Origin of the sequence: Streptomyces sp. NPDC094147, from assembly GCF_044764265.1 — a bacterium.
Lineage (GTDB): Bacteria > Actinomycetota > Actinomycetes > Streptomycetales > Streptomycetaceae > Streptomyces.
Window position 1 is genome coordinate 85,346 of the sequence record NZ_JBIWHT010000023.1, and the last position, 20,936, is coordinate 106,281.

The following is a 20,936-nucleotide window of genomic DNA, read 5'->3' on the forward strand; positions in this document are numbered from 1 at the left end:
GGCCGGGGGGGGGGGCGGGGGGGTGGGGGGGGGGGGGGGGGGGGGGGGGTTGGGGGGGGGGGGGGGGGCGGGGGGCCCGGGGGGCGCGGGGCCCCGGGGGGGGGCCGGGGGCCCCGGGGGGGGCCCCGCGCCCCCCCCGCTTCATTGTGTGCCCGGGGTCGTCACCGCGGCCGTGTCCGTTACGCCGCGGCCGCCGTGCGGCAGCGGCCGGCCGCCGCGCCCGCGATGCGGCCGAGCGCCTCGCCCTTGTTGCAGGGGTGGGCGCCGAGCGCCGTCTGGCGGGCGACGATCGCGCGCTCGGCCCGCATCAGCCGCCAGCCGCGCCGCAGCAGGAACGCCACCGACTTGCGGCCCTCCTTCAGGTCCCGCAGCAGCCGCCGCCGGAAGGTGGTGCTCGGGCGGCCGCGCAGGCAGATCGCGTCGGCGAGGACGCCGAGCTCCTGGCAGCGGGCCACGATGTCCGCGGCGAAGATGCCCTCCGCGATGAACAGCGGGGTGCGGTCGATGCCGAGCGCGGTGGTGCCGGTGATGGAACTCGTCGCGATGGAGTAGACCGGCACGGCGGTGCGCCCCGTACGGCACAGCTCGGTGATGGCGTCGACGGCGGCCTGTGCGTCCCAGGAGAGCGGGGAGTCCCAGTCGATGTCCGAACTGCCCGCCACCAGCGGCAGGGTCGGGTCGTCGCCTTCCTTGTAGAAGTCGTCGAGGCGCAGCACGGGCAGATCCGTGCGGGCGGCGAGGGACGACTTACCGGAACCGGAAGGCCCCGAGAGCAGGACGACGCGCGTCGCAATGGCAGAAGAACTCACGGGACACCAGTCTGGGGCATGCACCCGGGAGTGGCACCCCTCGGGGAGGGCGTTGGTATCGAGCATCACATGTCAACTACGCTTCGTGAGCGAATGATTACGCTCCATTACGTACGAGAGTGAGTGGGATCCCATGGGACATCACGAGGCCGCCAAGCCCGCCAGGGCGCTGGTCCACCGCACGCTGCTGCGGGCCGGGCTCACCGTCACCGCGGCCGGCGCCGCCCTCGCCGGGGCGGGTCCGGCCGCGCAGGCCGCGCCGGTGGCCCCGGCCCCCGCGGCGGGCCGGAGCGCGGGGGCCACCGACATCGAGGCGGCCGCGCAGGGGCTGGCCGGGGCGTTCGGTTACGCCGTCGCGCCGGTGAAGGTGCTCCGGCTCGACCCGCTGGCCGGCACCGGCGTCGACCCGCTGGCCAACGGGGCCGGTACCCAGGTCGCCGACTTCAAGCCGGTGACGACGGCGATGGCGACGGGCCCGCTGACCAGCGGGGGCGCCCTCAAGGACCTCCCGCTCACGGGCCCGGTGACCGGGCTGCTGCCCGGCTGAGCCGCGCGGGCCCTCAGGCGTTCGCCGGCTCCTGCGCCGGGGCCTGGGGTGCGGGTGCCGTCGAGCGCAGCGGCACCTCGCGCACCAGCCAGGAGATCCCGAAGGCGAGGGCGCACAGGACGGCGGAGCCGAGCAGCACCCCGTGCAGTCCGCTGGTGACGGCCGCGCGGAAGGCGTCCCGCACGGGGGTGGGCAGGTCCCTGAGCAGTGCGGGCGTCAGCGCGTGGCCGCCGGTCAGGCGCTGCCCGTCGGCGCCGAGCCGGCCGGTGAGGGTGGCGCTCAGCCGGGCGGTGAAGACGGAGCCGAGAACGGCGATGCCCAGGGAGCCGCCGACGGTCCGCAGCAGGGTGGTGGTGCCGCTGGCGGCGCCCATGTCGCGGGGCGCGGCGCTGTTCATGGTGATCAGCATGGTCGGCTGCATGACGCAGCCGAGGCCGGTGCCGAGGACGAAGGTCAGGGCCGAGGTGAGGGCGGTCGGTGTGCCCGTGCCGACCGCGAGCAGGGCGAGCGCGCCCGCCGTGCCGAGGGCGCCGCCGATGATCGGGTAGTGGCGGTAGCCGCCGCCGTTGCCGACCCGCCGGCCGATGACGAGCTGGGCGCCGATCATGCCCAGCATCAGCGGGAGCAGCAGCAGGCCGCTCGCGGTCGAGGAGAAGCCCCGGACGAACTGCATGTACTGCGGCAGATAGCTGGTCGCGGCGAGCATGGCCGCGCCGACCAGGAAGCTGAGGAACTGGGCCGCGGTGAAGTTGCGGTCGCCGAACAGGCGGGGCGGGATGACCGGTTCGGGGGCCCGCTTCTCGACCCGTACGAACAGGGCCAGGGCGGCCGCCGCGACCGCGGCGAGCAGCAGGATCTGCGGCGACGACCAGGCGTAGGTGACGCCCGCCCAGCTCGCGAGGAGGGTCAGCGCGAGGATCGCGGCCGTGAGCAGGGCCGCGCCCCAGGCGTCGACCCGGGCCCTGATCCGTTCGGTGCGCAGCCGGATGCCGAGACCCACGATGAGCAGCGCCGCGATGCCGACGGGCACGTTGACGTAGAAGACCCAGCGCCAGTTCAGCTGGTCGGTGAGGAAGCCGCCGAGCAGCGGGCCGCCGATCATCGCGGCGGGCAGCATCACGCCGATCATCGCCTGCGAGCGGCCGGCCTGGGCAGGCGGCATCAGCACGCCGAGCATCGAGAGCGCGCCGACGAACAGCCCGCCCGCGCCGATGCCCTGGAGTGCCCGGAAGGCGATCAACTGCCCCATGTCCTGGGCGAGTCCGCACAGTACGGACCCGATGAGGAACACCGCGATCGACGACAGGTAGGCGCCCTTGCGGCCGTACAGGTCGCCGATCTTGCCCCAGATCGGGGTGGCGACGGAGGTGGTCAGGAGGTAGGCGGTGAGTACCCAGGAGAGGTGGCCGAGACCGCCGAGGTCGCCGACGATCGTCGGCAGTGCGGTGCCGACGATGGTGCCGTCGAGCGTCGCGAGGATGATGCCGAGCAGCAGCCCGACGATGGCGACCCGGGAGAGCGGGGCCCGCTCGTCCTTCATGGAAAACCCCCTGGATGTGTACGGCGTATCTCTTCGTGTACAACGTACACAGCGGTGTGTACGTTGTCTACTGATCGATACGATGTACGCGACAAGGCGGGACGACGTAGCGGAAGGAGCCCGACACCGTGGCCACTCAGAAGAAGGGCGAAGGGGAGCCGACGCTCTGGGAACGGCTGGAGCGCCCGCCGGCCGCGGCCCGTACCGCGCTCTCGCACCGCAGGATCGCCGAGGTGGCCGTCGCGGTCGCCGACGCCGAGGGCTTCGCCGCCGTCACCATGCGCCGCCTCGCCACCGAACTGGGCGTCGCGCCGATGGCCGCCTACCGCTACGTCTCCGGCAAGGACGACCTGTGGGCGCTGATGGTGGACCAGGTCTCCGCCGAGACCGCGCCGGGCGGCGCGGAGGGCGGCTGGCGCGAGGTGCTGCGGGGGCACGCCCTGCGCACCCGCACGATGATGCTGAACCACCCCTGGCTGGCCCAGCTCCCGGCGCCGCTGTTCGCGCTCACCCCGAACCGGATGGCCGCGGCGGAACGCCAGCTGGCCGCGCTCGACGGGCACGGCCTCGACCCGGACACGATGATGGCCGCCTTCCGCGCGGTCAGCTCCTTCGTGCACGGCTCCACGCAGAGCGAGGTCGCCGTGAGCCAGTACATGAAGGAGCAGGGCTGGGCGACCGGCGACGAGATCCGGCAGGGCCTCGCACCGCAGATGAGCTGGCTGATGGAGACCGGGCGCTACCCGACGTTCCGGCACTACGCCCTCAACGCGGCCCACAAGGACGATCGGTCCTGGGAGTTCGAGCTGGGCCTCGACTGCGTCCTCGACGGAATCGCGGCCCGGCTCGGCATCTGAGATGCCTGTGTCCGCGGCCCGGCATGCGCAAGGCCCCCGCCGGTCCAACCGGCGGGGGCCTCAAGGGAGTTGGCTCAGTACGCGGAGCCGGACGCGCCCAGCGACCCCGTGGGGTGCCAGACCGTCTTGGTCTCCAGGAAGGCGGTCAGGCGGTGCGTGCCGGGGGAAGCGGACCAGTCGGCGGGGCCGGGGCGCAGCACCCGCTTGAGATTGTCCGCGGCGGCGACCTCAAGGTCGCGCGCCAACTCGGCGTCCGCGCCCGTCAGATCGATCGCGTTGACGTCCTGGTGCGCGGCCAGCGGCGCCGCGATCTCGGCCGTCTTTCCGGACAGGACGTTGACCACGCCGCCCGGCAGGTCGGAGGTGGCCAGGACCTCGCCCAGGGAGAGCGCGGGCAGCGGCGCCTTCTCGGAGGCGATCACGATCACGGTGTTGCCGGTCGCGATCACCGGTGCGACCACCGAGACCAGGCCGAGGAAGGACGAGTCCTGGGGGGCCAGGACCGTCACGACGCCGGTCGGCTCGGGGGTGGAGAGGTTGAAGAACGGGCCCGCGACCGGGTTCGCCCCGCCCACCAGCTGGCCGATCTTGTCGGTCCAGCCCGCGTACCAGACCCAGCGGTCGATGGCCGCGTCCACGACCGCGGCGGCCTTGGACTTCGAGAGCCCCTCGGCCTCCGCGACCTCGCGTACGAACTGGTCCTTGCGGCCCTCCAGCATCTCGGCGATGCGGTAGAGGATCTGGCCCCGGTTGTACGCCGTCGCGCCCGACCAGCCGCCGAACGCCTTGCGGGCCGCGACCACCGCGTCCCGGGCGTCCTTGCGGGAGGACAGGGGAGCGTTGGCCAGCCACTGGCCCTTGGAGTCCGTCACCTCGTACACCCGGCCGCTCTCGGAACGCGGGAACTTCCCGCCCACGTACAGCTTGTAGGTCTTGAAGACACCAAGACGCGTCGACTCAGACATCGAGGTAACCCTCCAGACCGTGCCGGCCGCCCTCGCGGCCGAAGCCCGACTCCTTGTAGCCGCCGAACGGCGAGGTCGGGTCGAACTTGTTGAACGTGTTGGCCCAGACGACACCCGCGCGGAGCTTGCTCGCGACCGCCAGGATCCGCGAGCCCTTCTCCGTCCAGATGCCGGCCGAGAGGCCGTACTGGCTGTTGTTGGCCTTGGCGACGGCCTCGTCCGGCGTACGGAAGCTCAGCACGGACAGCACCGGGCCGAAGATCTCGTCGCGGGCGATGGTGTGCGCCTGGGTGACGTTCGTGAACAGCGTCGGCGCGAACCAGTAACCCGCGGACGGCAGTTCGCAGGGCGCGGACCAGCGCTCGGCGCCCTCGGCCTCACCGGTCTCGGTGAGCGCGGTGATCCGGGCGAGCTGCTCGGCCGAGTTGATGGCGCCGATGTCGGTGTTCTTGTCCAGCGGGTCACCGAGCCGCAGCGTCGACAGGCGGCGCTTGAGCGAGTCGAGCAGCTCGTCCTGGATCGACTCCTGCACGAGGAGCCGGGAGCCCGCGCAGCAGACCTGGCCCTGGTTGAAGAAGATGCCGGTGACGATGCCCTCGACGGCCTGGTCGATGGGGGCGTCGTCGAAGACGATGTTGGCGCCCTTGCCGCCCAGCTCCAGGGTGACCTTCTTGTCCGTACCGGCGATGGTGCGGGCGATCTGTTTGCCCACGGCCGTGGAGCCGGTGAAGGCGACCTTGTTCACGTCCGGGTGCCCGACCAGGGCCGCGCCCGCGTCGCCGTACCCGGTGAGGATGTTGACGACGCCCTTGGGGAGCCCGGCCTGGCGGCAGATGTCCGCGAAGAACAGGGCCGACAGGGGAGTGGTCTCGGCGGGCTTCAGGACGACCGTGTTGCCGGTCGCGAGCGCCGGGGCGATCTTCCACGCCAGCATCAGGAGCGGGAAGTTCCAGGGGATGACCTGGCCCGCGACGCCCAGCGGGCGCGGGTTGGCGCCGTAGCCCGCGTGGTCGAGCTTGTCGGCCCAGCCCGCGTAGTAGAAGAAGTGCGCGGCGACCAGGGGGAGGTCCGCGTCGCGGGTCTCCTTGATCGGCTTTCCGTTGTCCAGGGTCTCCAGGACGGCCAGCTCGCGGCTGCGCTCCTGGATGATCCGGGCGATGCGGAACAGGTACTTGGCGCGCTCGGAGCCGGGCAGCGCCGACCACTTCTCGAACGCCTTCCGCGCCGCCTTCACCGCGCGGTCCACGTCCTCGGCGCCCGCCTGGGCGACCTCGGACAGGACCTCCTCGGTGGACGGCGAGACGGTCTTGAAGACCTTGCCGTCGGCGGCCTCGGTGAACTCGCCGTCGATGAACAGCCCGTAGGAGGGCGCGATGTCGACGACCGAGCGCGACTCGGGCGCGGGCGCGTACTCGAACGCGGCCGTCTTGTTTTCCATTGCCATGGTGATCAGTCCACCGTCACGTAGTCGGGGCCGGAGTAGCGGCCGGTCGCCAGCTTCTGACGCTGCATCAGCAGGTCGTTGAGCAGCGAGGAGGCGCCGAAGCGGAACCAGTGGCTGTCCAGCCAGTCCTCGCCCACGGTCTCGTTGACCAGGACCAGGAACTTGATGGCTTCCTTGGTGTTGCGGATGCCGCCGGCCGGCTTCACGCCGACCTGGATCCCGGTCTGGGCGCGGAAGTCCCGTACGGCTTCGAGCAGTACGAGCGTGTTGGCGGGGGTGGCGTTGACCGCGACCTTGCCCGTCGACGTCTTGATGAAGTCGGCGCCGCCCATCATGCCGAGCCAGCTGGCGCGGCGGATGTTGTCGTACGTCGACAGCTCACCGGTCTCGAAGATGACCTTGAGGCGGGCCCGGTCGCCGCACTCGGCGCGGACGGCCGCGATCTCCTCGTACACCTTGAGGTAGTGACCGGCGAGGAACGCGCCCCGGTCGATCACCATGTCGATCTCGTCGGCGCCGGCCGCGACCGCGTCCCGTACGTCCGCGAGCTTCACGGGCAGCGCGGCGCGGCCCGCCGGGAAGGCGGTGGCGACGGACGCGACCTTGACGTCCGAGCCCTTCAGCACCTCCTTGGCGGTCGCCACCATGTCCGGGTACACGCAGACGGCGGCGGTGTGCGGGGTGGTGCGGTCGGTCGGGTCGGGGTGGACGGCCTTGGCGGCGAGCGCCCGGACCTTGCCCGGGGTGTCCGCGCCTTCCAGCGTCGTCAGGTCGATCATCGAAATGGCCAGGTCGATGGCGTACGCCTTGGCCGAGGTCTTGATCGAACGGGTGCCGAGGGACGCGGCGCGCGCTTCCAGGCCCACCGGGTCGATGCCGGGGAGCCCGTGGAGGAAGCGGCGCAGCGCGCCGTCGGACGCGGTCGCGTCGGCGAAGGCAGCTGCGGGTGCATTGGTGGGCATGGTCACCAGATGAGCATATCTACGCGCGTAGCTTCCTGTACAGCCCTCCCCGGGCAGATGGCCGGGGGTGAGCTCTGTCACGCGCCCGTGACGTGGAGCGGACGGTTCTCGAACGGGTGATCACTAGGTTTTCCTCCGGCAGCCCCGCCCAGCCTCAACAGCCCCATGGGAAGGCCCCGGTCAACGCGCCGACCCGGAACGGCGGCCGGACCACCGTCGTGCCCAAGGGCCTCTTCGACGGCGGCCCGCCCCTCCTGACAGCCCTCCCGGAGCACCCCATGTCCCGTACCCGCGCGGCCCGTTCGGCCGCCGCCGCCCTGTTCGTCATCGCCCTCGGGGTCTCGGCCGCCGGCTGCGGATCGGGCGCCGCGCAGCCCGCCACCCCGCCCCCGGACATCTCCGCCTCCGCCGCAGCCCCCGCCGCCCAGGCCGCGGCCCCGCTGCCCGCGTCCAGGCCGGTACGGGTGCGGATCCCGGCGGCCGGGGTCGACGCGGGCCCGATCCTCGACCTCGGGCTCGCCGCCGACGGCACCGTCGAGGTGCCCTCCGTCGCCGACGCCGACAGGATCGGCTGGTACGACAAGGGAGTCACCCCGGGCCAGACCGGGCCCGCCGTGCTCATCGGGCACTTCGACACCGTCAAGGGCCCGGCCGTCCTGAAGGACGTCGCCAAGGTCAAGGTCGGCGACACCGTCTCGGTCGTCCGCGCCGACGGAAAGACCGCCGAGTTCAAGGTCCGCGCCCTCGAACAGGTCGACAAGAAGACGTTCCCGACCCAGAAGGTGTACGGCGACACCGACCGCCCCGAGCTGCGCGTCATCACCTGCGGCGGCGAGCTGACCGGAGGGCACCGCCCCGACAACATCATCCTGTACGCGGATCTGGTGGCCTGAGCGGAGAGGGCCCGGGGCGCGTGAGGCAGAATCGGGCCATGACGAGCCCCACGCCGCCCGCCGAGCCGGCCTACGCCGACCGCACCTACCGCTCATCCGCCGGGATCGCCGGCGGCGCGCTGCTGCTCGCGCTCGGCCTCTGGCTCGGCCTCGACGCCGTGGTCCACGGCCACGGCAACGCGCCCTGGCTGGCGCTCGCGGGGCTGCTGTGCGCGGTGCCGCTGATCGTCGCGTTCAGCTTCCGACCCGTCGTCCTCGCCAACGACGACCGGCTCCTGGTGCGCAACCCGTTCCGCACGATCACGCTGCCCTGGGCGGCCGTCGCGGACGTCCGGTCCGGGTACTCCAGCGAGGTCTTCGACCAGTCGGGCGGCAAGTACCAGCTGTGGGCGATCCCCGTCTCGCTGCGCCGGCGCAAGCGCGCCTCGCGCCGCCAGGCGCGGGACGCCGGGAGCGGCTTCCCGGCGACCGCGGACGTCACCGACAAGGCGCGCCTCGCGCCGGCCGACCAGTCCATCCGGGAACTGCGCGACCTCGCCGAGCGGGGCGCCTCCCGCGAGGGCGCCCAGGGCGAGACGAGCGTCCGCTGGGCGTACGAGGTCATCGCGCCGGCGGTCGCCGGGGCGCTGCTGCTCGTCGTCCTGCTCGCCATCGGCTGACGCCGGTCACGGCGGGACCGGGTCCGGCTCGCCGTCGCCGAGGTGCGTCACGGCGGGCCGGGCCACACCAGGAGCATGTACGCGCCCACCCACGCCGACGACAGGGCCGCCGCGCCGAGCCCGAGGACGACCACCGGGCGGCGGGCCCGCGCGAGCGCGAGCGCGACCGGAAGCAGCAGCGGGAAGCCGGGGACGAGGAAGCGGGCCCGCGGGAAGTAGACGCCGCCGCTGCCGAGGACGACTAGGAGCAGGGCGCCGGTGAAGACCAGCAGGACCAGCGGCTGGCGGTCGGCGAGCGAGAGCACGTACAGCGCGCCGGACAGGATCAGGACCAGGGTGACCAGGACCAGGAACAGCGGCGGGCGGTTCGCGTACACCAGGATCCCGCGCATCTCGCGCAGCGTGCCGATGCCGCCGTCCCACTGGTTGTCCCACAGCTTCTGCACTACGAAGTAGCCGTCCCAGCGGCCGACCCGCGCGCCCACCCAGGCCACGTAGGCGCACCAGCCGAGCGGGGCGAGCAGGCCGCCCAGGACGACGCGCCGGTCCACCCGGCGGGTGCGGACGAGGGCCGTGAGGGCGGTGAGCGAGACCGCGGCCGCGATCGTGATGCCGGTGGGGCGGGTCAGACCGGCCAGCGCGGCGAGCGTGCCGGCCCAGATCCAGCGCCGGGTCAGGACGCAGTGCAGCGACCACGCGGTCAGCGCCGTGAACAGCGACTCGGTGTAGCCCATCCACTGGACGACCCCGACCGGCAGCGCGCCCCACAGCACCGTGAGCAGGGTGCCCGTGCGGCGGCCGTGCAGGCGGTCGCCGACCGCGAACACCCCCCACGCGGCGACCAGCGAGAACGCGATCGCGAGCAGCAGTCCGGCGGTGGGCCGCGAGCTGGGGGTGACGGCGGCGACCGCCTTCACCAGGAGCGGGTACAGCGGGAAGAAGGCCAGGTTGTTCAGCTGGTCGGGGTTGTTCAGCTGGTCGGCCTGCGGGGCGTGGTCGTAGCCGTGGTCGGCGATGCCGAGGTACCAGTTGGAGTCCCAGGACAGGGCGAGCACCGGCCACAGACCGTGGTGTCTGAGGTGCACCCACTTCGCGAGGACCAGCACCCCGAAGAGGCGTACCGCGAGATAGCCGAGCAGGGCGGGAGCGGCGTACCGAAGGGCGGTGCGCGCCCGGTCCCGGGCCGGGGGCCGGCCGGCCGCGCCGAGCGGGGCCGGGCGCCTGCGGGCGGCGGGGACGGGGCGGCGGACCGGGGAGGTCGCCGGTGACGGCGCGGTCGGGGGCACTGCGACAGCTCCTTGGCTCGGGCACGGCGAGAGGTACGGGTCACCCTTTCTCGCAAGTCCCCGCAAGGTGCCGCACCGCTGCGTCAACTGCCGTACGAAATCACCCGGACGAGTGGAAGGGGCGGTGGTCGATTGACCACCGCCCCTTCGCTTCGCCTGCCGTCCGTCAGATGCCGGCGGCCGCCGCCAGGTCCCTCTTGATGCCGGCGAGCAGCTCGGCGCCCCGGGCGCGGGCCGCACCGAGAGCGTCGGCGGAGCCCACCGGGACCACGACCTCCAGGTAGCACTTGAGCTTCGGCTCGGTGCCGCTGGGGCGCACGATCACCCGGGCGCCCTCCAGGTAGTAGCGCAGACCGTCGGTGGGCGGCAGCTGCTCGGTGCCCTCCGTCAGGTCCTCGGCCTTCGTCACCGCGAGGCCCGCGAGCGAGGTCGGCGGCTGCTCGCGCAGGCGCGCCATCGCGTCCGAGATGATGCTCAGGTCCTCGACGCGGACCGACAGCTGGTCGGTGGCGTGCAGGCCGTGCTTCAGGGCCAGTTCGTCGAGCAGGTCCAGGACCGTGCGGCCCTGCTCCTTCAGGACGGAGGCGAGCTCGGCGACGAGCAGCGCGGCCGTGATGCCGTCCTTGTCGCGCACGCCCTCGGGGTCGACGCAGTAGCCGAGCGCCTCCTCGTAGCCGTAGCGCAGACCCTCCACGCGGGCGATCCACTTGAACCCGGTGAGCGTCTCCTCGTACCCGAGCCCCGCCGCCCCGGCGATGCGGCCGAGCAGCGAGGACGACACGATCGACTCGGCGAAGACGCCGGAGACGCCCTTGGCGACGAGGTGGGCGGCGAGCAGCGCGCCGACCTCGTCGCCGCGCAGCATGCGCCACTCGCCGCCGTCAAGGACGGCCGCCGCGCAGCGGTCGGCGTCCGGGTCGTTGGCGATGATGATGTCCGGGTTCGCGCGGCGGGCCGTCGCGAACGCGAGGTCCATCGCGCCCGGCTCCTCCGGGTTCGGGAAGGCCACCGTCGGGAACGCCGGGTCGGGCTCGGCCTGTTCGGCCACGAGCACCGGCTCGGGGAACCCGGCCCGCGCGAACGCGGCGAGCAGCACGTCCTTGCCGACGCCGTGCATCGCCGTGTAGACGACGTTCGCGGTGCGCGGCGAGCCGGGGCTCAACACCGTGTCCGTACGCGCCAGATAGGCCTCCAGGACCTCGTCCCCGAGCACCTCCCAGCCCTCTTCGGGACGCGGTACGTCGTCGAGGCTCCGGACGGCGTCGATCTCGGCGGCGATCTCCGCGTCGGCGGGCGGCACGATCTGCGAGCCGTCGCCGAGGTACACCTTGTAGCCGTTGTCCCGCGGCGGGTTGTGACTGGCCGTCACCTCGACACCGGCGACGGCGCCCAAGTGCCTTATGGCGTAGGCGAGTACGGGCGTCGGCAGCGGCCGGGGCAGGACGGCGGCGCGCAGTCCGGCGCCGACCATGACGGCCGCCGTGTCCCGCGCGAAGTCCGCGGACTTGTAGCGGGCGTCGTAGCCGATGACGACGAGGCCGTCGCCCTGCCCCTGCGCCTTCAGGTACGCGGCGAGTCCGGCGGCGGCGCGGATGACGACCGAGCGGTTCATCCGCATCGGCCCGGCGCCCAGCTCGCCGCGCAGCCCGGCGGTGCCGAACTGCAGCGTGCCGCCGAACCGTGCGGCCAATTCCTCGACGTCCGAACTCTCGATGAGCTTGGCCAGCTCCTCGCGCGTCTCGCTGTCGGGGTCCTCGGCCAGCCAGGCCTGGGCCCGCGCGATCAGGTCCTGCGTCACGTTGTCAGCCTTTCCGGAAGGGCTTTTCGGGAGGGTCAGATGCGGTCGAGGACCCGGGTCAGCAGCTCGCCCATGCGCGCCGCCGAGTCGCGGCCGGCCTGGAGCACCTCTTCGTGGTTGAGGGGCTCACCGGTCAGACCGGCGGCGAGGTTGGTGACGAGCGAGATCCCGAGGACCTCGGCGCCGGCCTCGCGGGCGGCGATGGCTTCGAGCACGGTCGACATGCCGACCAGGTCGCCGCCGAGCACGCGCACCATGTTGATCTCGGCCGGGGTCTCGTAGTGCGGGCCGGGGAACTGGACGTACACGCCCTCTTCCAGCGTCTCGTCGACCTCCTTGCACAGCGCGCGAAGCCGCGGCGAGTACAGGTCGGTGAGGTCCACGAAGTTGGCGCCGATGATCGGCGAGGTGGCCGTCAGGTTGATGTGGTCGCTGATGAGGACCGGCTGGCCGGGGCGCATGCCCTCGCGCAGACCGCCGCAGCCGTTGGTCAGCACGACGGTCTTGCAGCCGGCGGCGACGGCGGTGCGCACGCCGTGCGAGACGGCGGCGACGCCGCGGCCCTCGTAGAAGTGCGTACGGCCGAGGAAGACCAGGGCGCGCTTCTCACCGATCTTGTACGAGCGGACCTTGCCGCCGTGTCCCTCGACGGCCGGCGGGGGGAAGCCCGGCAGCTCGGTCACGGGGAACTCGGCCTCGGGGGCGCCGAGGGCGTCGACGGCCGGCGCCCAGCCGGAGCCCATCACCAGGGCGACGTCGTGGGTCTCGGCGCCGGTGAGCTCGCGCAGGCGCGCGGCGGCGGCGTCGGCGGCGGCGTGGGGGTCGTCCTGGAGCAGGTCCGGGGTGGCAGATGCGTTCACTGAGTCTCTCGCCTCGCGAAGGAACGTCGTCCCGCCCGGTGACTGTCCGGCCGGGTCCGGGGGATTTCCCCCGGTAAAGAAGAATTACGCGCACGAGCGTAACCGCTGAAGTCCTACGCGCGTAGATGTGAAGGATAACGGACCTGTCCGCTCCCTTTGTGGCTTCGCACGAGAGCGGGGTCGCAAACGGCCGGATCCGGCCCCCGAGCAGGGGCCGGATCGCGGGCGGGCCCCGGGCGGGCTCAGCAGGGGCGCTTGCGGAGCTCCATCACATAGTCGTGCGGCGCGCCCGCGGACTCGGCCGCGTCGGCCAGCTCGCCCAGGTAGCGCGCGGAGGGCAGCCCGCCCTCGTACCCGTTCAGCACGTACAGCCAGGCCGGCTCCTCGCCGTCCAGCGTGTGCACCCGCACCCGCATCCGGCGATATATGTCGAGGCCGACGCCCTCCCACCGGTCCATCGACTCCTCGTCGAGCGGCGCGATGTCGTACAGGGCGACGAAGACCTGCGAGCGGGGCGCCTCGACGATGGTCGCGAGGGCGCCCTCCCAGCCCATCTGCTCCCCGCCGAACGTCAGCCGCCAGCCGTTGAGCCAGCCGGTGCCACGCAGCGGTGAGTGCGGGGCGCGGCGGGTCATCAGCCGCGGATCCAGGTTGCCGGCGTACGCGGCGTAGAGCGACATGGTGTCGAGGGTACGACAGTGACCCGTGGGGGCACTTCGCGCGGCCCGCCCGCACCGCGGCCCCGCCGGATTCCGCCACGGCGGCCGGATGAAGCCCCCGGGGCGAGAACACTTGAAGCGTGCGGGACAATGAGGTACGTACTGCGTTCCCCCGGGGCCCCGCCCCGGACCCCCGGCCGGGCGGGCAGGCAGGCCGGGATCGACACTACGAGGCGGACTTTTTCGTGACGCGGATCGTGATCATCGGTGGCGGACCGGGCGGATACGAGGCGGCCCTGGTGGGCGCCCAGCTCGGTGCGGAGGTGACCGTCGTGGACTGCGACGGTCTGGGCGGGGCGTCGGTGCTGACCGACTGCGTGCCGTCGAAGACCCTGATCGCGACGGCCGAGGTGATGACCACCTTCGACTCTTCGTACGAGGAGTTGGGCATCCTCGTCGCCGACGACACGCCGCCCGAGGAGCAGTCCGCCCGGGTCGTGGGCGTCGACCTCGGCAAGGTCAACCGACGCGTCAAGCGCCTCGCGCTCGCCCAGTCCCACGACATCACCGCCTCCGTGACCCGCGCGGGCGCCCGGGTCATGCGCGGCCGCGGCCGGCTCGCCGGGCCGCAGGGCATCGACGGCACCCGCGACGTGATCGTCACCGCCGCCGACGGCACCGAGGAGATGCTCACCTGCGAGGCCGTGCTGATCGCCACCGGCGGCAGCCCGCGCGAGCTGCCCGACGCCCAGCCCGACGGCGAGCGGATCCTCAACTGGACGCAGGTGTACGACCTGGACGAGCTCCCCGAGGAGCTCATCGTGGTCGGCTCCGGCGTCACCGGCGCCGAGTTCGCCGGCGCGTACCAGGCGCTCGGCTCCAAGGTCACCCTCGTCTCCTCCCGCGACCGGGTGCTGCCCGGCGAGGACCCGGACGCGGCCGCCGTCCTGGAGGACGTGTTCCGCCGCCGCGGCATGAACGTCATGGCCCGCTCGCGCGCCGAGTCCGCCAAGCGCGTCGGCGACCGCGTCGAGGTCACCCTCTCCGACGGCCGCGTCATCAGCGGAACGCACTGCCTGATGGCCGTCGGCGCGATCCCCAACACCGCGAAGATGGGCCTGGAGGAGTCGGGCGTACGCCTCAAGGAGTCCGGCCACATCTGGACCGACAAGGTCTCGCGCACCTCCGCGCCCGGCGTGTACGCGGCCGGCGACGTAACCGGCATCTTCGCGCTGGCCTCGGTCGCCGCCATGCAGGGCCGCATCGCGATGTACCACTTCCTGGGCGACGCGGTGGCGCCGCTGAACCTGAAGACGGTCTCCTCCAACGTCTTCACCGACCCGGAGATCGCGACCGTCGGCTACACGCAGGCCGACGTGGACGCGGGCAAGATCGAGGCCCGGGTCGTCAAGCTGCCGCTGCTTCGCAACCCGCGCGCCAAGATGCAGGGCATCCGGGACGGCTTCGTCAAGATCTTCTGCCGTCCGGGCACCGGCATCATCGTCGGCGGCTGTGTCGTCGCACCGCGCGCCAGCGAACTGATCCACCCCATCTCGATCGCGGTCGACAACAATCTGACGGTGGAACAGATCGCGAAAGCGTTCACCGTGTACCCGTCGTTGTCGGGCTCGATCGCCGAAGTGGCCCGGCAGTTGCACACCCGCAAGAAGGCCGGCGAGGCGTAACTCCCCTGGTGGGACAGGGGGTTGCCGAGTGGGAGACGGTGCCTTGGGGGCTCCTGGAAGGCGTATACCACTCAGTGACCCCCTTTGTGTGCACCTTCTGTTATTCGGCGCAAACTGCTGAAAACATTCGGCCGCCCAAGTTACTGTCAGTTTCGTGTTCGCTGCAGAACGTCGCCAATTGATCCTCGAAATGGTGCGCGCCAACGGGGCGGTATCGCTCCGTGAGCTCGCCCGTGTCGTCCAGACCTCCGAAGTGACCGTACGGCGGGACGTGCGGGCGCTGGAGGCAGAAGGACTCCTCGACCGCAGGCACGGCGGTGCGGTCCTGCCGGGCGGGTTCACCCGCGAAACCGGCTTCCCGCAGAAATCCCATCTAGCGACCGCGGAGAAGACGGCCATCGCCGACCTCGCCGCCGGTCTCGTCGAAGAGGGCGAGGCCATTGTGGTCGGCGCGGGGACGACCACGCAGGAGCTGGCCCGCCGGCTCGCGCGGGTCCCCGGTCTGACCGTCGTCACCAACTCCCTTCTGGTGGCACAGGCGTTGGCGCACGCCAACCGGGTCGAGGTCGTCATGACCGGAGGCACCCTGCGCGGCTCCAACTACGCCCTGGTGGGCAGCGGCGCCGAGCAGTCCCTCCAGGGCCTCAGGGTCTCCCGCGCCTTCCTGTCCGGGAGCGGACTGACCGCGGAGCGCGGGCTCTCCACGTCCAACATGCTCTCGGCGAGCGTGGACCGCGCCCTGGTGCAGGCGGCGGCCGAGGTGGTGGTCCTCGCCGACCACACCAAACTCGGCGCCGACACCATGTTCCAGACGGTCCCGACCGACGTGATCACGCGCCTCGTCACCGACGAGCCGCCGGGCCACGACGACCGGGCCGCCACGGAGTTGCAGGCGCTGGCCGACCAGGGGGTGCAGATCACCGTGGCGGGCCCGTCGGGCACGGGCGCCGAGGCACCCCCGTCCGGCCGCCCGCCCCGCCGCGACATGCCGCTGCCCGGCCAACGCCGCAACCACGCCCCCGGCTCGGGCCCACAGCTGCGCAGCGCCGCGGCGATGGGGGAGCAGCAGGGGCCGGGGGAGCGGGCGCGGGTGGCGGATCTGCGGCGGCGGTAGGTGTTCAGGCCCCGGTCGGCCCGGTGTCCGGTGACTGTGCGCGAGTGGCGGCCCGCGGTGGGGCTACTTCTTCAGGCCCCGGTAGGCCAGCGCAAGTAGCCGGTCGGCCAATTCCGGGTCGTCCGGGGCCTGTTCGGCCGCCAGCGCGATGGCGTTGGTCAGCTGCATGAGGTCGGCGATGGTGACGCCGGGGCGTACGGCCCCGGCTTCCCGGGCCCGTACGAGCAGGGCGTCGCCCGCCTCCCGCATCGGCTCGCTGCACTGCGCCAGCGCCGAACTCGCGTCGTGCGAGGCCGACATGAGGGCTCGGGCGAGCCCGCGGTACAGCCCCGCGTGCGTGATGATGGCGCGCAGCCACTCGATGAGCGCGGTGCAGGGCTGCTCGGCGGCCAGCAACTCCCGCGACCGTACGAGGAGTACGTCCACCTCGCTCTGGAACACCGCGCTCAGCAGGGCGTGCCGGGTGGGGAAGTGCCGGTACAGCGTGCCGATGCCGACCCCGGCGCGCCGGGCCACGTCCTCCAGGGAGGTGTCCGTGCCGTGCTCGGCGAAGGCGGTGCGGGCGACGGCCAGCAGCCGCTCGTGATTGCGCCGGGCGTCGGCCCTGAGGGGGCGGGAGGGCGCTCCCGGGATGCCTGCCATGCCCCCAGCATGCCACCCTGCGCCCCTGGGGCCCCTCGGGACTACGTGCCCGAACGAACCGGTACGAGATGGTCCGGCGTATCCAGCCAGGCCTGCTCACCCGCACTGTTCACGGTCAGTCCGAACCGATCGAAGCCGGGGCGGCCCTGCCCGTTCCACCACGCGAGAGCCGCTTGCACCTCGTCCCAGAGGCGACGAGGGCCCGACTGCCACACGCGGGCCGTGCCCCCCTCGCGGAACTGGACGCACGCCCATGAACGGTCCGACAGGCCGTAGAACCAGACCGGGCGGGCCCCCTCGCGCTTCTCGTCGACCGTGAGCACACAATCAGGGACGCACAGCCCCAGGGCGAACTCCCGCGGATCGAAACGTCCGCCCATGAACTCCCCTTCCGCGATCGCGGTGGAAGACTCGTCGCCTTCGGCCACGCCGTACGGAACGTACTCGGAGTGGGAAACCAGCGGCCGGCGCTGAGCGCGGAGCTTCATGAACTCGACCGGACCCGTGAACCTGCCCGACGCGCTCCGCCCGTCGTCGGAGACGACCAACCGGGCAACCGCGTCCCCGTGGGTGTAGTGCGTCCCCCAGGGCGCCACGATCACTCCGCCGGGTCGGCACTGCTCCACCCATGCGAAGGGGATGGACCGAAGCCCGCAGGTGGCAATGATCCGGTCGTACGGTGCTGCCTCGGCACAGCCCCTGAAGCCGTCGCCGCAGACGACATGAACCCCTGCACCCACGCGCTCAAGTGCCTTGTGAGCGGCCGTCGCCACGGCTGCGTCCACTTCCACGGAGACGACGTGCGCGGCGCCCAGCCGATGCGCGAGCAGCGCGGCGTTCCAGCCGGTGCCGGTGCCGATTTCCAGCGCGCGCTCTCCGGGCCGCACGCCCAGATCCCGGAGCATGGAGAAGACGACACTCGGCATCGATGCGGAACTGGTCGAGACGTGTCCGGGCCGGGTACCGGAATGGGCGCCGTCGTCCCACTGCGTGACGATCGGGACATCGGCGTCGGCGTACCGATACCAGCGCTCCGGGTCTTCCGACCGGGCGACGGGAACACTCCGCCCCGTCTCCATGTCGAAGGGCCAGATGAGGTCCGGCAGGAAGGCCGCGCGCGGAACGGCGGCGAACGCGGGCGCCCAATCGGAAGAGAGCACGCCTTGGGACATGAGGACGCGCCCCAGCTCTGTGCGACCGGGGCGCTCCTGGTGTGCGTTGGTGGTCACTGGCTAGGCAGCCTTCGGAGGGTTCGGAACGCTGGGGCCCCCATCAGGGGTGGGCGGCTGATGCGGTCCGGGGTACGGCTCGCCCGGGAGCTTGTCGCCACCATTGGTCAGTGTGACATTCACTGCGCACTCTCCTTCACTGTCGAACGCGGAGTGCTCCGCGCGATTTTTGACCACCGCTTTTGCGTACAGCTCGACCGCGGACGTGCCGTGGCCAACCCGTACGTGGACGCTCTCGCCCGCCGTCAGGGCGGCGAACAACGCCCACTGCGCGGTGTCGCTCTCCAGCCAGGCCCGAAGCGGCCCAGCCGAAGGGTCATGTGAGTCCAACTGCCCAACACACCAACCGACTTGAGCACGTAGCCACGACGCGGCAAGGAGCGGCGACGGCGTCCCGTGAGAGTTGATCAGCGTCTCGACGCGCTGCGCCTCAGGCCGCACTGCCGCCCGGACGCTGCATCGGTACTCGACGTCGTCCAAGCGCGGACTCGGCGGGAGCTTCACAGCAGATCCCCCCGACTCCGGGCATTGCGCCGCGCGTTCTCGGCGCCGAGCCGCTCCATGGCGGTCGCGGGGCGGACGGTCGCCGGCTCCGCCTCCCATTCGGTTCCGCCGTTCATCGGGCGAAGTGACCAGTACGGGCCCGCGACTCCGCGGAACTCTCCAACACGGTGTTCACGGCTGGTGTCCACCATGAGCGTGCCGGGGGTTGGGACGTGTGGGGGTTTCTGCCCGCCCGTGGGTACGGCCTGCGCAGACATCGCCGCTCCTCTCTGTAGCGGTTTCACTACCAAGGGTGTTCAGCGTGGCTTAGACTCCGAAGGGCTTCAACTTGCGCCATTTGACAGGGGAGTTGGGTGACCGCTGATGAATCGCAAAGAGCTGGACCCCGAAAGTTCGCCAGCTGCGGCATTCGGGGAGCGTTTACGCACGTTGCGGGACGAGCGCGGGTGGACGCAGGATGACCTGGCCGAGCGCATGGGCTTCTCGGCGACACACATTTCAGCCGTCGAAACTGGTCGACGACCTCCAACTACCCGTTTCGCGAACAGTGCTGACAGGGTCTTCGGGACGGGCGATCGCCTCCAACGCCAGGGCCGGGCCGTGCGTCACACCGCCCTGCTTGAGGGGTTCCCGGAGTTCGTCGCGCATGAGGCGAAAGCGGCCGAGATCAGGCTCTTTGAGCTGGGGATCATCCCTGGACTGCTCCAGACCCCGGAGTATGCAGCAGCCATCACAACGGGTGCCGTGCGGCGCGGAGCGATCACGGAGCTCCAAGCAGAGGAGCGGCTGACTCTCCTTGCCAATCGGCAGGCGACCATAGAAAGAACTCCCGCACCACTGGTCTACGCAGTGCTAGACGAGAGCTGCATCCGGCGACCGGTGGGCGGCCGTGGCGTCATGGCGGCACAACTGGACCGGCTTGCGGCGTTCGCTGAGCTGCCTACCACAGTCCTGCAAGTGGCGCCGTACGACCTTGGGGAGCGTCGCGCGTTCGATCTGCCCGTGACGCTTCTGACACTCACGGATAGGTCCCACATCGCGTACGCCGAGTCTGCGCAGCAAGGGCGGCTGGAGCGCGATATCAGGTTCGTACAGCCCATGTTGACGGCCTACCATCAGTTGCAGGCCGAAGCCGCTTCGCAGGCGGCGTCCGTGGCCCTGATCGAACGGTTACGAAAGGACACCCCGTGACGACCGAAACCCCGCGTTGGTTCACGTCCTCGTACAGCAGTAACGGCGGCCAGTGCGTCCAGGTCGCCACAAACCTCGTTGCCTCATGCGGCGTGGTCCCCGTCCGTGACTCAAAGAGCCGGCGTGGTCCGGTTCTCGACTTCCCCGTTGGTGCGTTCGCCGACTTCGTGGCGGGCGTCAAGGCCGGGGAGTTCGGCACCGTCTGACCGTCCAACCGGCGCACTGCGGTGCGGAGTTGGCCCAAACGCAGGAGCCCCGGCCGTGAACTCCGGCCGGGGCTCCTCACGTTACGCGGGGACGAGTCAGTCCTTGATCTCGCAGATCATCGCGCCGGAGGACACCGACGCGCCGACCTCCGCCGACAGCCCCTTGATCGTGCCGGAGCGGTGTGCGTTGAGCGGTTGTTCCATCTTCATGGCTTCCAGGACGACGACGAGGTCGCCTTCCTTGACTTCCTGGCCTTCTTCGACGGCGATCTTGACGATCGTGCCCTGCATGGGTGAGGCCAGCGTGTCGCCGGACGCGGCCGAACCCGCCTTCTTCGCCGCGCGGCGCTTGGGCTTGGCGCCGCCCGCGGCCGCGGTGCGGGCCAGGGACATGCCCAGCGAGGACGGCAGGGAGACTTCGAGGCGCTTGCCGCCGACCTCGACCACGACCGTCTCGCGGCCCGGCTCCTCGTCCGTCTCCACATCCGCCGGAGCCGTGAACTCGGGGATCTCGTTGACGAATTCGGTTTCGATCCAGCGGGTGTGGATGTGGAAGGGGTCGCTGGTGAAGGCCGGGTCGGTGACGACCGCGCGGTGGAAGGGGATGGCGGTGGCCATGCCCTCCACATTGAACTCGGCCAGGGCGCGGGCTGCGCGCTGGAGGGCCTGTTCGCGGGTGGCGCCGGTGACGATGAGTTTGGCGAGGAGGGAGTCCCAGGCGGGGCCGATGACGGAGCCGGATTCGACGCCCGCGTCCAGGCGGACACCGGGGCCCGACGGCGGCGCGAACAGGGTGACGGTGCCGGGGGCGGGGAGGAAGCCGCGGCCGGGGTCTTCGCCGTTGATGCGGAACTCGAAGGAGTGCCCGCGTACCGTCGGGTCGTCGTAGCCGAGGGCTTCGCCGTCGGCGATGCGGAACATTTCGCGGACGAGGTCGAGTCCGGTGACTTCTTCGGTGACGGGGTGTTCGACCTGGAGGCGGGTGTTGACCTCCAGGAAGGAGATCGTGCCGTCGGTGCCGACCAGGAATTCGACGGTGCCGGCGCCGACGTAGCCGGCCTCGCGCAGGATGGCCTTGGAGGCGGC

General features: G+C 71.7%; 21 protein-coding genes. 8 read left to right on the forward strand and 13 right to left on the reverse strand.

Annotation, left to right across the window (positions count from 1 at the left end):
* Nucleotides 1-179: 179 nt before the first annotated feature.
* On the reverse strand, nucleotides 180-875 hold the full coding sequence (locus tag ACIQ8J_RS27360) for a uridine kinase (protein ID WP_403268777.1): 696 nt from the start codon (nucleotides 873-875) through the stop codon (nucleotides 180-182).
* A gap of 67 nt (nucleotides 876-942) precedes the next feature.
* Here ACIQ8J_RS27360 and ACIQ8J_RS27365 point away from each other — a divergent pair, with 67 nt between their 5' ends.
* Complete coding sequence (locus tag ACIQ8J_RS27365) at nucleotides 943-1,356, forward strand: hypothetical protein (protein WP_403268780.1); 414 nt, start codon at nucleotides 943-945, stop codon at nucleotides 1,354-1,356.
* Nucleotides 1,357-1,369: 13 nt separating this feature from the next.
* Here the strand turns inward: ACIQ8J_RS27365 and ACIQ8J_RS27370 are convergent, their stop codons facing one another.
* Nucleotides 1,370-2,896, reverse strand: coding sequence for an MDR family MFS transporter (locus ACIQ8J_RS27370; RefSeq protein ID WP_403268782.1), 1,527 nt, complete (start codon nucleotides 2,894-2,896; stop codon nucleotides 1,370-1,372).
* A 128-nt stretch (nucleotides 2,897-3,024) separates the two neighbouring features.
* Here ACIQ8J_RS27370 and ACIQ8J_RS27375 point away from each other — a divergent pair, with 128 nt between their 5' ends.
* The gene (locus ACIQ8J_RS27375; protein ID WP_403268785.1) at nucleotides 3,025-3,753 is read left to right on the forward strand and encodes a TetR/AcrR family transcriptional regulator; all 729 of its coding nucleotides are present in this window, start codon (nucleotides 3,025-3,027) and stop codon (nucleotides 3,751-3,753) included.
* A 74-nt stretch (nucleotides 3,754-3,827) separates the two neighbouring features.
* Here the strand turns inward: ACIQ8J_RS27375 and ACIQ8J_RS27380 are convergent, their stop codons facing one another.
* From ACIQ8J_RS27380 to deoC, 3 genes are read right to left on the reverse strand one after another with little or no spacing between them, the layout of a single operon-like run.
* A complete protein-coding gene (locus tag ACIQ8J_RS27380) occupies nucleotides 3,828-4,718 on the reverse strand; it encodes an aldehyde dehydrogenase family protein (protein ID WP_403268788.1) in 891 nt (296 codons plus the stop codon).
* The gene (locus tag ACIQ8J_RS27385; protein ID WP_403268864.1) at nucleotides 4,711-6,156 is read right to left on the reverse strand and encodes an aldehyde dehydrogenase family protein; all 1,446 of its coding nucleotides are present in this window, start codon (nucleotides 6,154-6,156) and stop codon (nucleotides 4,711-4,713) included. The genes ACIQ8J_RS27380 and ACIQ8J_RS27385 overlap by 8 nt, the downstream gene beginning before the upstream one ends.
* Before the next feature lie 11 nt (nucleotides 6,157-6,167).
* Nucleotides 6,168-7,124: a deoxyribose-phosphate aldolase gene (deoC, locus tag ACIQ8J_RS27390; RefSeq protein WP_403268867.1), complete on the reverse strand. Its 957-nt coding sequence runs from the start codon at nucleotides 7,122-7,124 to the stop codon at nucleotides 6,168-6,170.
* Between the two features lie 116 nt (nucleotides 7,125-7,240).
* Between deoC and ACIQ8J_RS27395 the strand changes: the two genes are divergently transcribed.
* Both ACIQ8J_RS27395 and ACIQ8J_RS27400 read left to right on the forward strand, forming a co-directional pair.
* Nucleotides 7,241-8,017, forward strand: a complete 777-nt coding sequence (locus ACIQ8J_RS27395; protein ID WP_403268791.1) for a class F sortase — start codon at nucleotides 7,241-7,243, stop codon at nucleotides 8,015-8,017.
* A gap of 38 nt (nucleotides 8,018-8,055) precedes the next feature.
* Nucleotides 8,056-8,676 carry a PH domain-containing protein gene (locus tag ACIQ8J_RS27400; protein ID WP_403268793.1) on the forward strand — a complete coding sequence of 207 codons (621 nt, stop codon included), beginning with the start codon at nucleotides 8,056-8,058 and terminating at the stop codon, nucleotides 8,674-8,676.
* A gap of 47 nt (nucleotides 8,677-8,723) precedes the next feature.
* Here the strand turns inward: ACIQ8J_RS27400 and ACIQ8J_RS27405 are convergent, their stop codons facing one another.
* The 4 genes from ACIQ8J_RS27405 to ACIQ8J_RS27420 form a co-directional block, all read right to left on the reverse strand.
* A complete protein-coding gene (locus ACIQ8J_RS27405) occupies nucleotides 8,724-9,962 on the reverse strand; it encodes a hypothetical protein (protein WP_403268796.1) in 1,239 nt (412 codons plus the stop codon).
* A 166-nt stretch (nucleotides 9,963-10,128) separates the two neighbouring features.
* Nucleotides 10,129-11,760, reverse strand: a complete 1,632-nt coding sequence (locus tag ACIQ8J_RS27410; protein WP_403268798.1) for a phospho-sugar mutase — start codon at nucleotides 11,758-11,760, stop codon at nucleotides 10,129-10,131.
* A 35-nt stretch (nucleotides 11,761-11,795) separates the two neighbouring features.
* The gene (locus tag ACIQ8J_RS27415; protein WP_403268801.1) at nucleotides 11,796-12,620 is read right to left on the reverse strand and encodes a purine-nucleoside phosphorylase; all 825 of its coding nucleotides are present in this window, start codon (nucleotides 12,618-12,620) and stop codon (nucleotides 11,796-11,798) included.
* Between the two features lie 242 nt (nucleotides 12,621-12,862).
* Nucleotides 12,863-13,300, reverse strand: coding sequence for a gamma-glutamylcyclotransferase (locus tag ACIQ8J_RS27420; protein ID WP_329463393.1), 438 nt, complete (start codon nucleotides 13,298-13,300; stop codon nucleotides 12,863-12,865).
* Between the two features lie 224 nt (nucleotides 13,301-13,524).
* Here ACIQ8J_RS27420 and ACIQ8J_RS27425 point away from each other — a divergent pair, with 224 nt between their 5' ends.
* On the forward strand, nucleotides 13,525-14,964 hold the full coding sequence (locus tag ACIQ8J_RS27425) for an NAD(P)H-quinone dehydrogenase (RefSeq protein WP_403268804.1): 1,440 nt from the start codon (nucleotides 13,525-13,527) through the stop codon (nucleotides 14,962-14,964).
* A gap of 154 nt (nucleotides 14,965-15,118) precedes the next feature.
* Nucleotides 15,119-16,078, forward strand: a complete 960-nt coding sequence (locus tag ACIQ8J_RS27430; protein ID WP_403268806.1) for a DeoR/GlpR family DNA-binding transcription regulator — start codon at nucleotides 15,119-15,121, stop codon at nucleotides 16,076-16,078.
* Nucleotides 16,079-16,141: 63 nt separating this feature from the next.
* Here the strand turns inward: ACIQ8J_RS27430 and ACIQ8J_RS27435 are convergent, their stop codons facing one another.
* The 3 genes from ACIQ8J_RS27435 to ACIQ8J_RS27445 form a co-directional block, all read right to left on the reverse strand.
* Nucleotides 16,142-16,720: a TetR/AcrR family transcriptional regulator gene (locus ACIQ8J_RS27435; RefSeq protein WP_403268809.1), complete on the reverse strand. Its 579-nt coding sequence runs from the start codon at nucleotides 16,718-16,720 to the stop codon at nucleotides 16,142-16,144.
* 41 nt (nucleotides 16,721-16,761) lie between these two features.
* Complete coding sequence (locus ACIQ8J_RS27440) at nucleotides 16,762-17,892, reverse strand: methyltransferase domain-containing protein (RefSeq protein ID WP_403268869.1); 1,131 nt, start codon at nucleotides 17,890-17,892, stop codon at nucleotides 16,762-16,764.
* Between the two features lie 557 nt (nucleotides 17,893-18,449).
* Complete coding sequence (locus ACIQ8J_RS27445) at nucleotides 18,450-18,710, reverse strand: hypothetical protein (RefSeq protein WP_403268812.1); 261 nt, start codon at nucleotides 18,708-18,710, stop codon at nucleotides 18,450-18,452.
* A gap of 106 nt (nucleotides 18,711-18,816) precedes the next feature.
* Here ACIQ8J_RS27445 and ACIQ8J_RS27450 point away from each other — a divergent pair, with 106 nt between their 5' ends.
* On the forward strand, nucleotides 18,817-19,644 hold the full coding sequence (locus ACIQ8J_RS27450) for a helix-turn-helix domain-containing protein (protein WP_403268815.1): 828 nt from the start codon (nucleotides 18,817-18,819) through the stop codon (nucleotides 19,642-19,644).
* On the forward strand, nucleotides 19,641-19,850 hold the full coding sequence (locus ACIQ8J_RS27455) for a DUF397 domain-containing protein (RefSeq protein WP_403268818.1): 210 nt from the start codon (nucleotides 19,641-19,643) through the stop codon (nucleotides 19,848-19,850). The genes ACIQ8J_RS27450 and ACIQ8J_RS27455 overlap by 4 nt, the downstream gene beginning before the upstream one ends.
* Nucleotides 19,851-19,946: 96 nt before the next feature.
* On the opposite strand, the gene ACIQ8J_RS27460 is transcribed toward ACIQ8J_RS27455, so the two are convergent.
* Nucleotides 19,947-20,936, reverse strand: a 990-nt coding sequence (locus tag ACIQ8J_RS27460; protein WP_403268821.1) for a biotin/lipoyl-containing protein, incomplete at its 5' end; no start/stop codon positions are given.

What these genes read in the sequence shown, in the direction of transcription:
- ACIQ8J_RS27360 (WP_403268777.1), bottom strand. Translation starts at nt 875, where the DNA reads ATGCTCGATACCAACGCCCTCCCCGAGGGGTGCCACTCCCGGGTGCAT.
- ACIQ8J_RS27365 (WP_403268780.1), top strand. Translation starts at nt 943, where the DNA reads ATGGGACATCACGAGGCCGCCAAGCCCGCCAGGGCGCTGGTCCACCGC.
- ACIQ8J_RS27370 (WP_403268782.1), bottom strand. Translation starts at nt 2,896, where the DNA reads ATGAAGGACGAGCGGGCCCCGCTCTCCCGGGTCGCCATCGTCGGGCTG.
- ACIQ8J_RS27380 (WP_403268788.1), bottom strand. Translation starts at nt 4,718, where the DNA reads ATGTCTGAGTCGACGCGTCTTGGTGTCTTCAAGACCTACAAGCTGTAC.
- ACIQ8J_RS27385 (WP_403268864.1), bottom strand. Translation starts at nt 6,156, where the DNA reads ATGGAAAACAAGACGGCCGCGTTCGAGTACGCGCCCGCGCCCGAGTCG.
- deoC (WP_403268867.1), bottom strand. Translation starts at nt 7,124, where the DNA reads ATGCCCACCAATGCACCCGCAGCTGCCTTCGCCGACGCGACCGCGTCC.
- ACIQ8J_RS27400 (WP_403268793.1), top strand. Translation starts at nt 8,056, where the DNA reads ATGACGAGCCCCACGCCGCCCGCCGAGCCGGCCTACGCCGACCGCACC.
- ACIQ8J_RS27420 (WP_329463393.1), bottom strand. Translation starts at nt 13,300, where the DNA reads ATGTCGCTCTACGCCGCGTACGCCGGCAACCTGGATCCGCGGCTGATG.
- ACIQ8J_RS27435 (WP_403268809.1), bottom strand. Translation starts at nt 16,720, where the DNA reads ATGGCAGGCATCCCGGGAGCGCCCTCCCGCCCCCTCAGGGCCGACGCC.
- ACIQ8J_RS27440 (WP_403268869.1), bottom strand. Translation starts at nt 17,892, where the DNA reads ATGTCCCAAGGCGTGCTCTCTTCCGATTGGGCGCCCGCGTTCGCCGCC.
- ACIQ8J_RS27445 (WP_403268812.1), bottom strand. Translation starts at nt 18,710, where the DNA reads ATGTCTGCGCAGGCCGTACCCACGGGCGGGCAGAAACCCCCACACGTC.
- ACIQ8J_RS27450 (WP_403268815.1), top strand. Translation starts at nt 18,817, where the DNA reads ATGAATCGCAAAGAGCTGGACCCCGAAAGTTCGCCAGCTGCGGCATTC.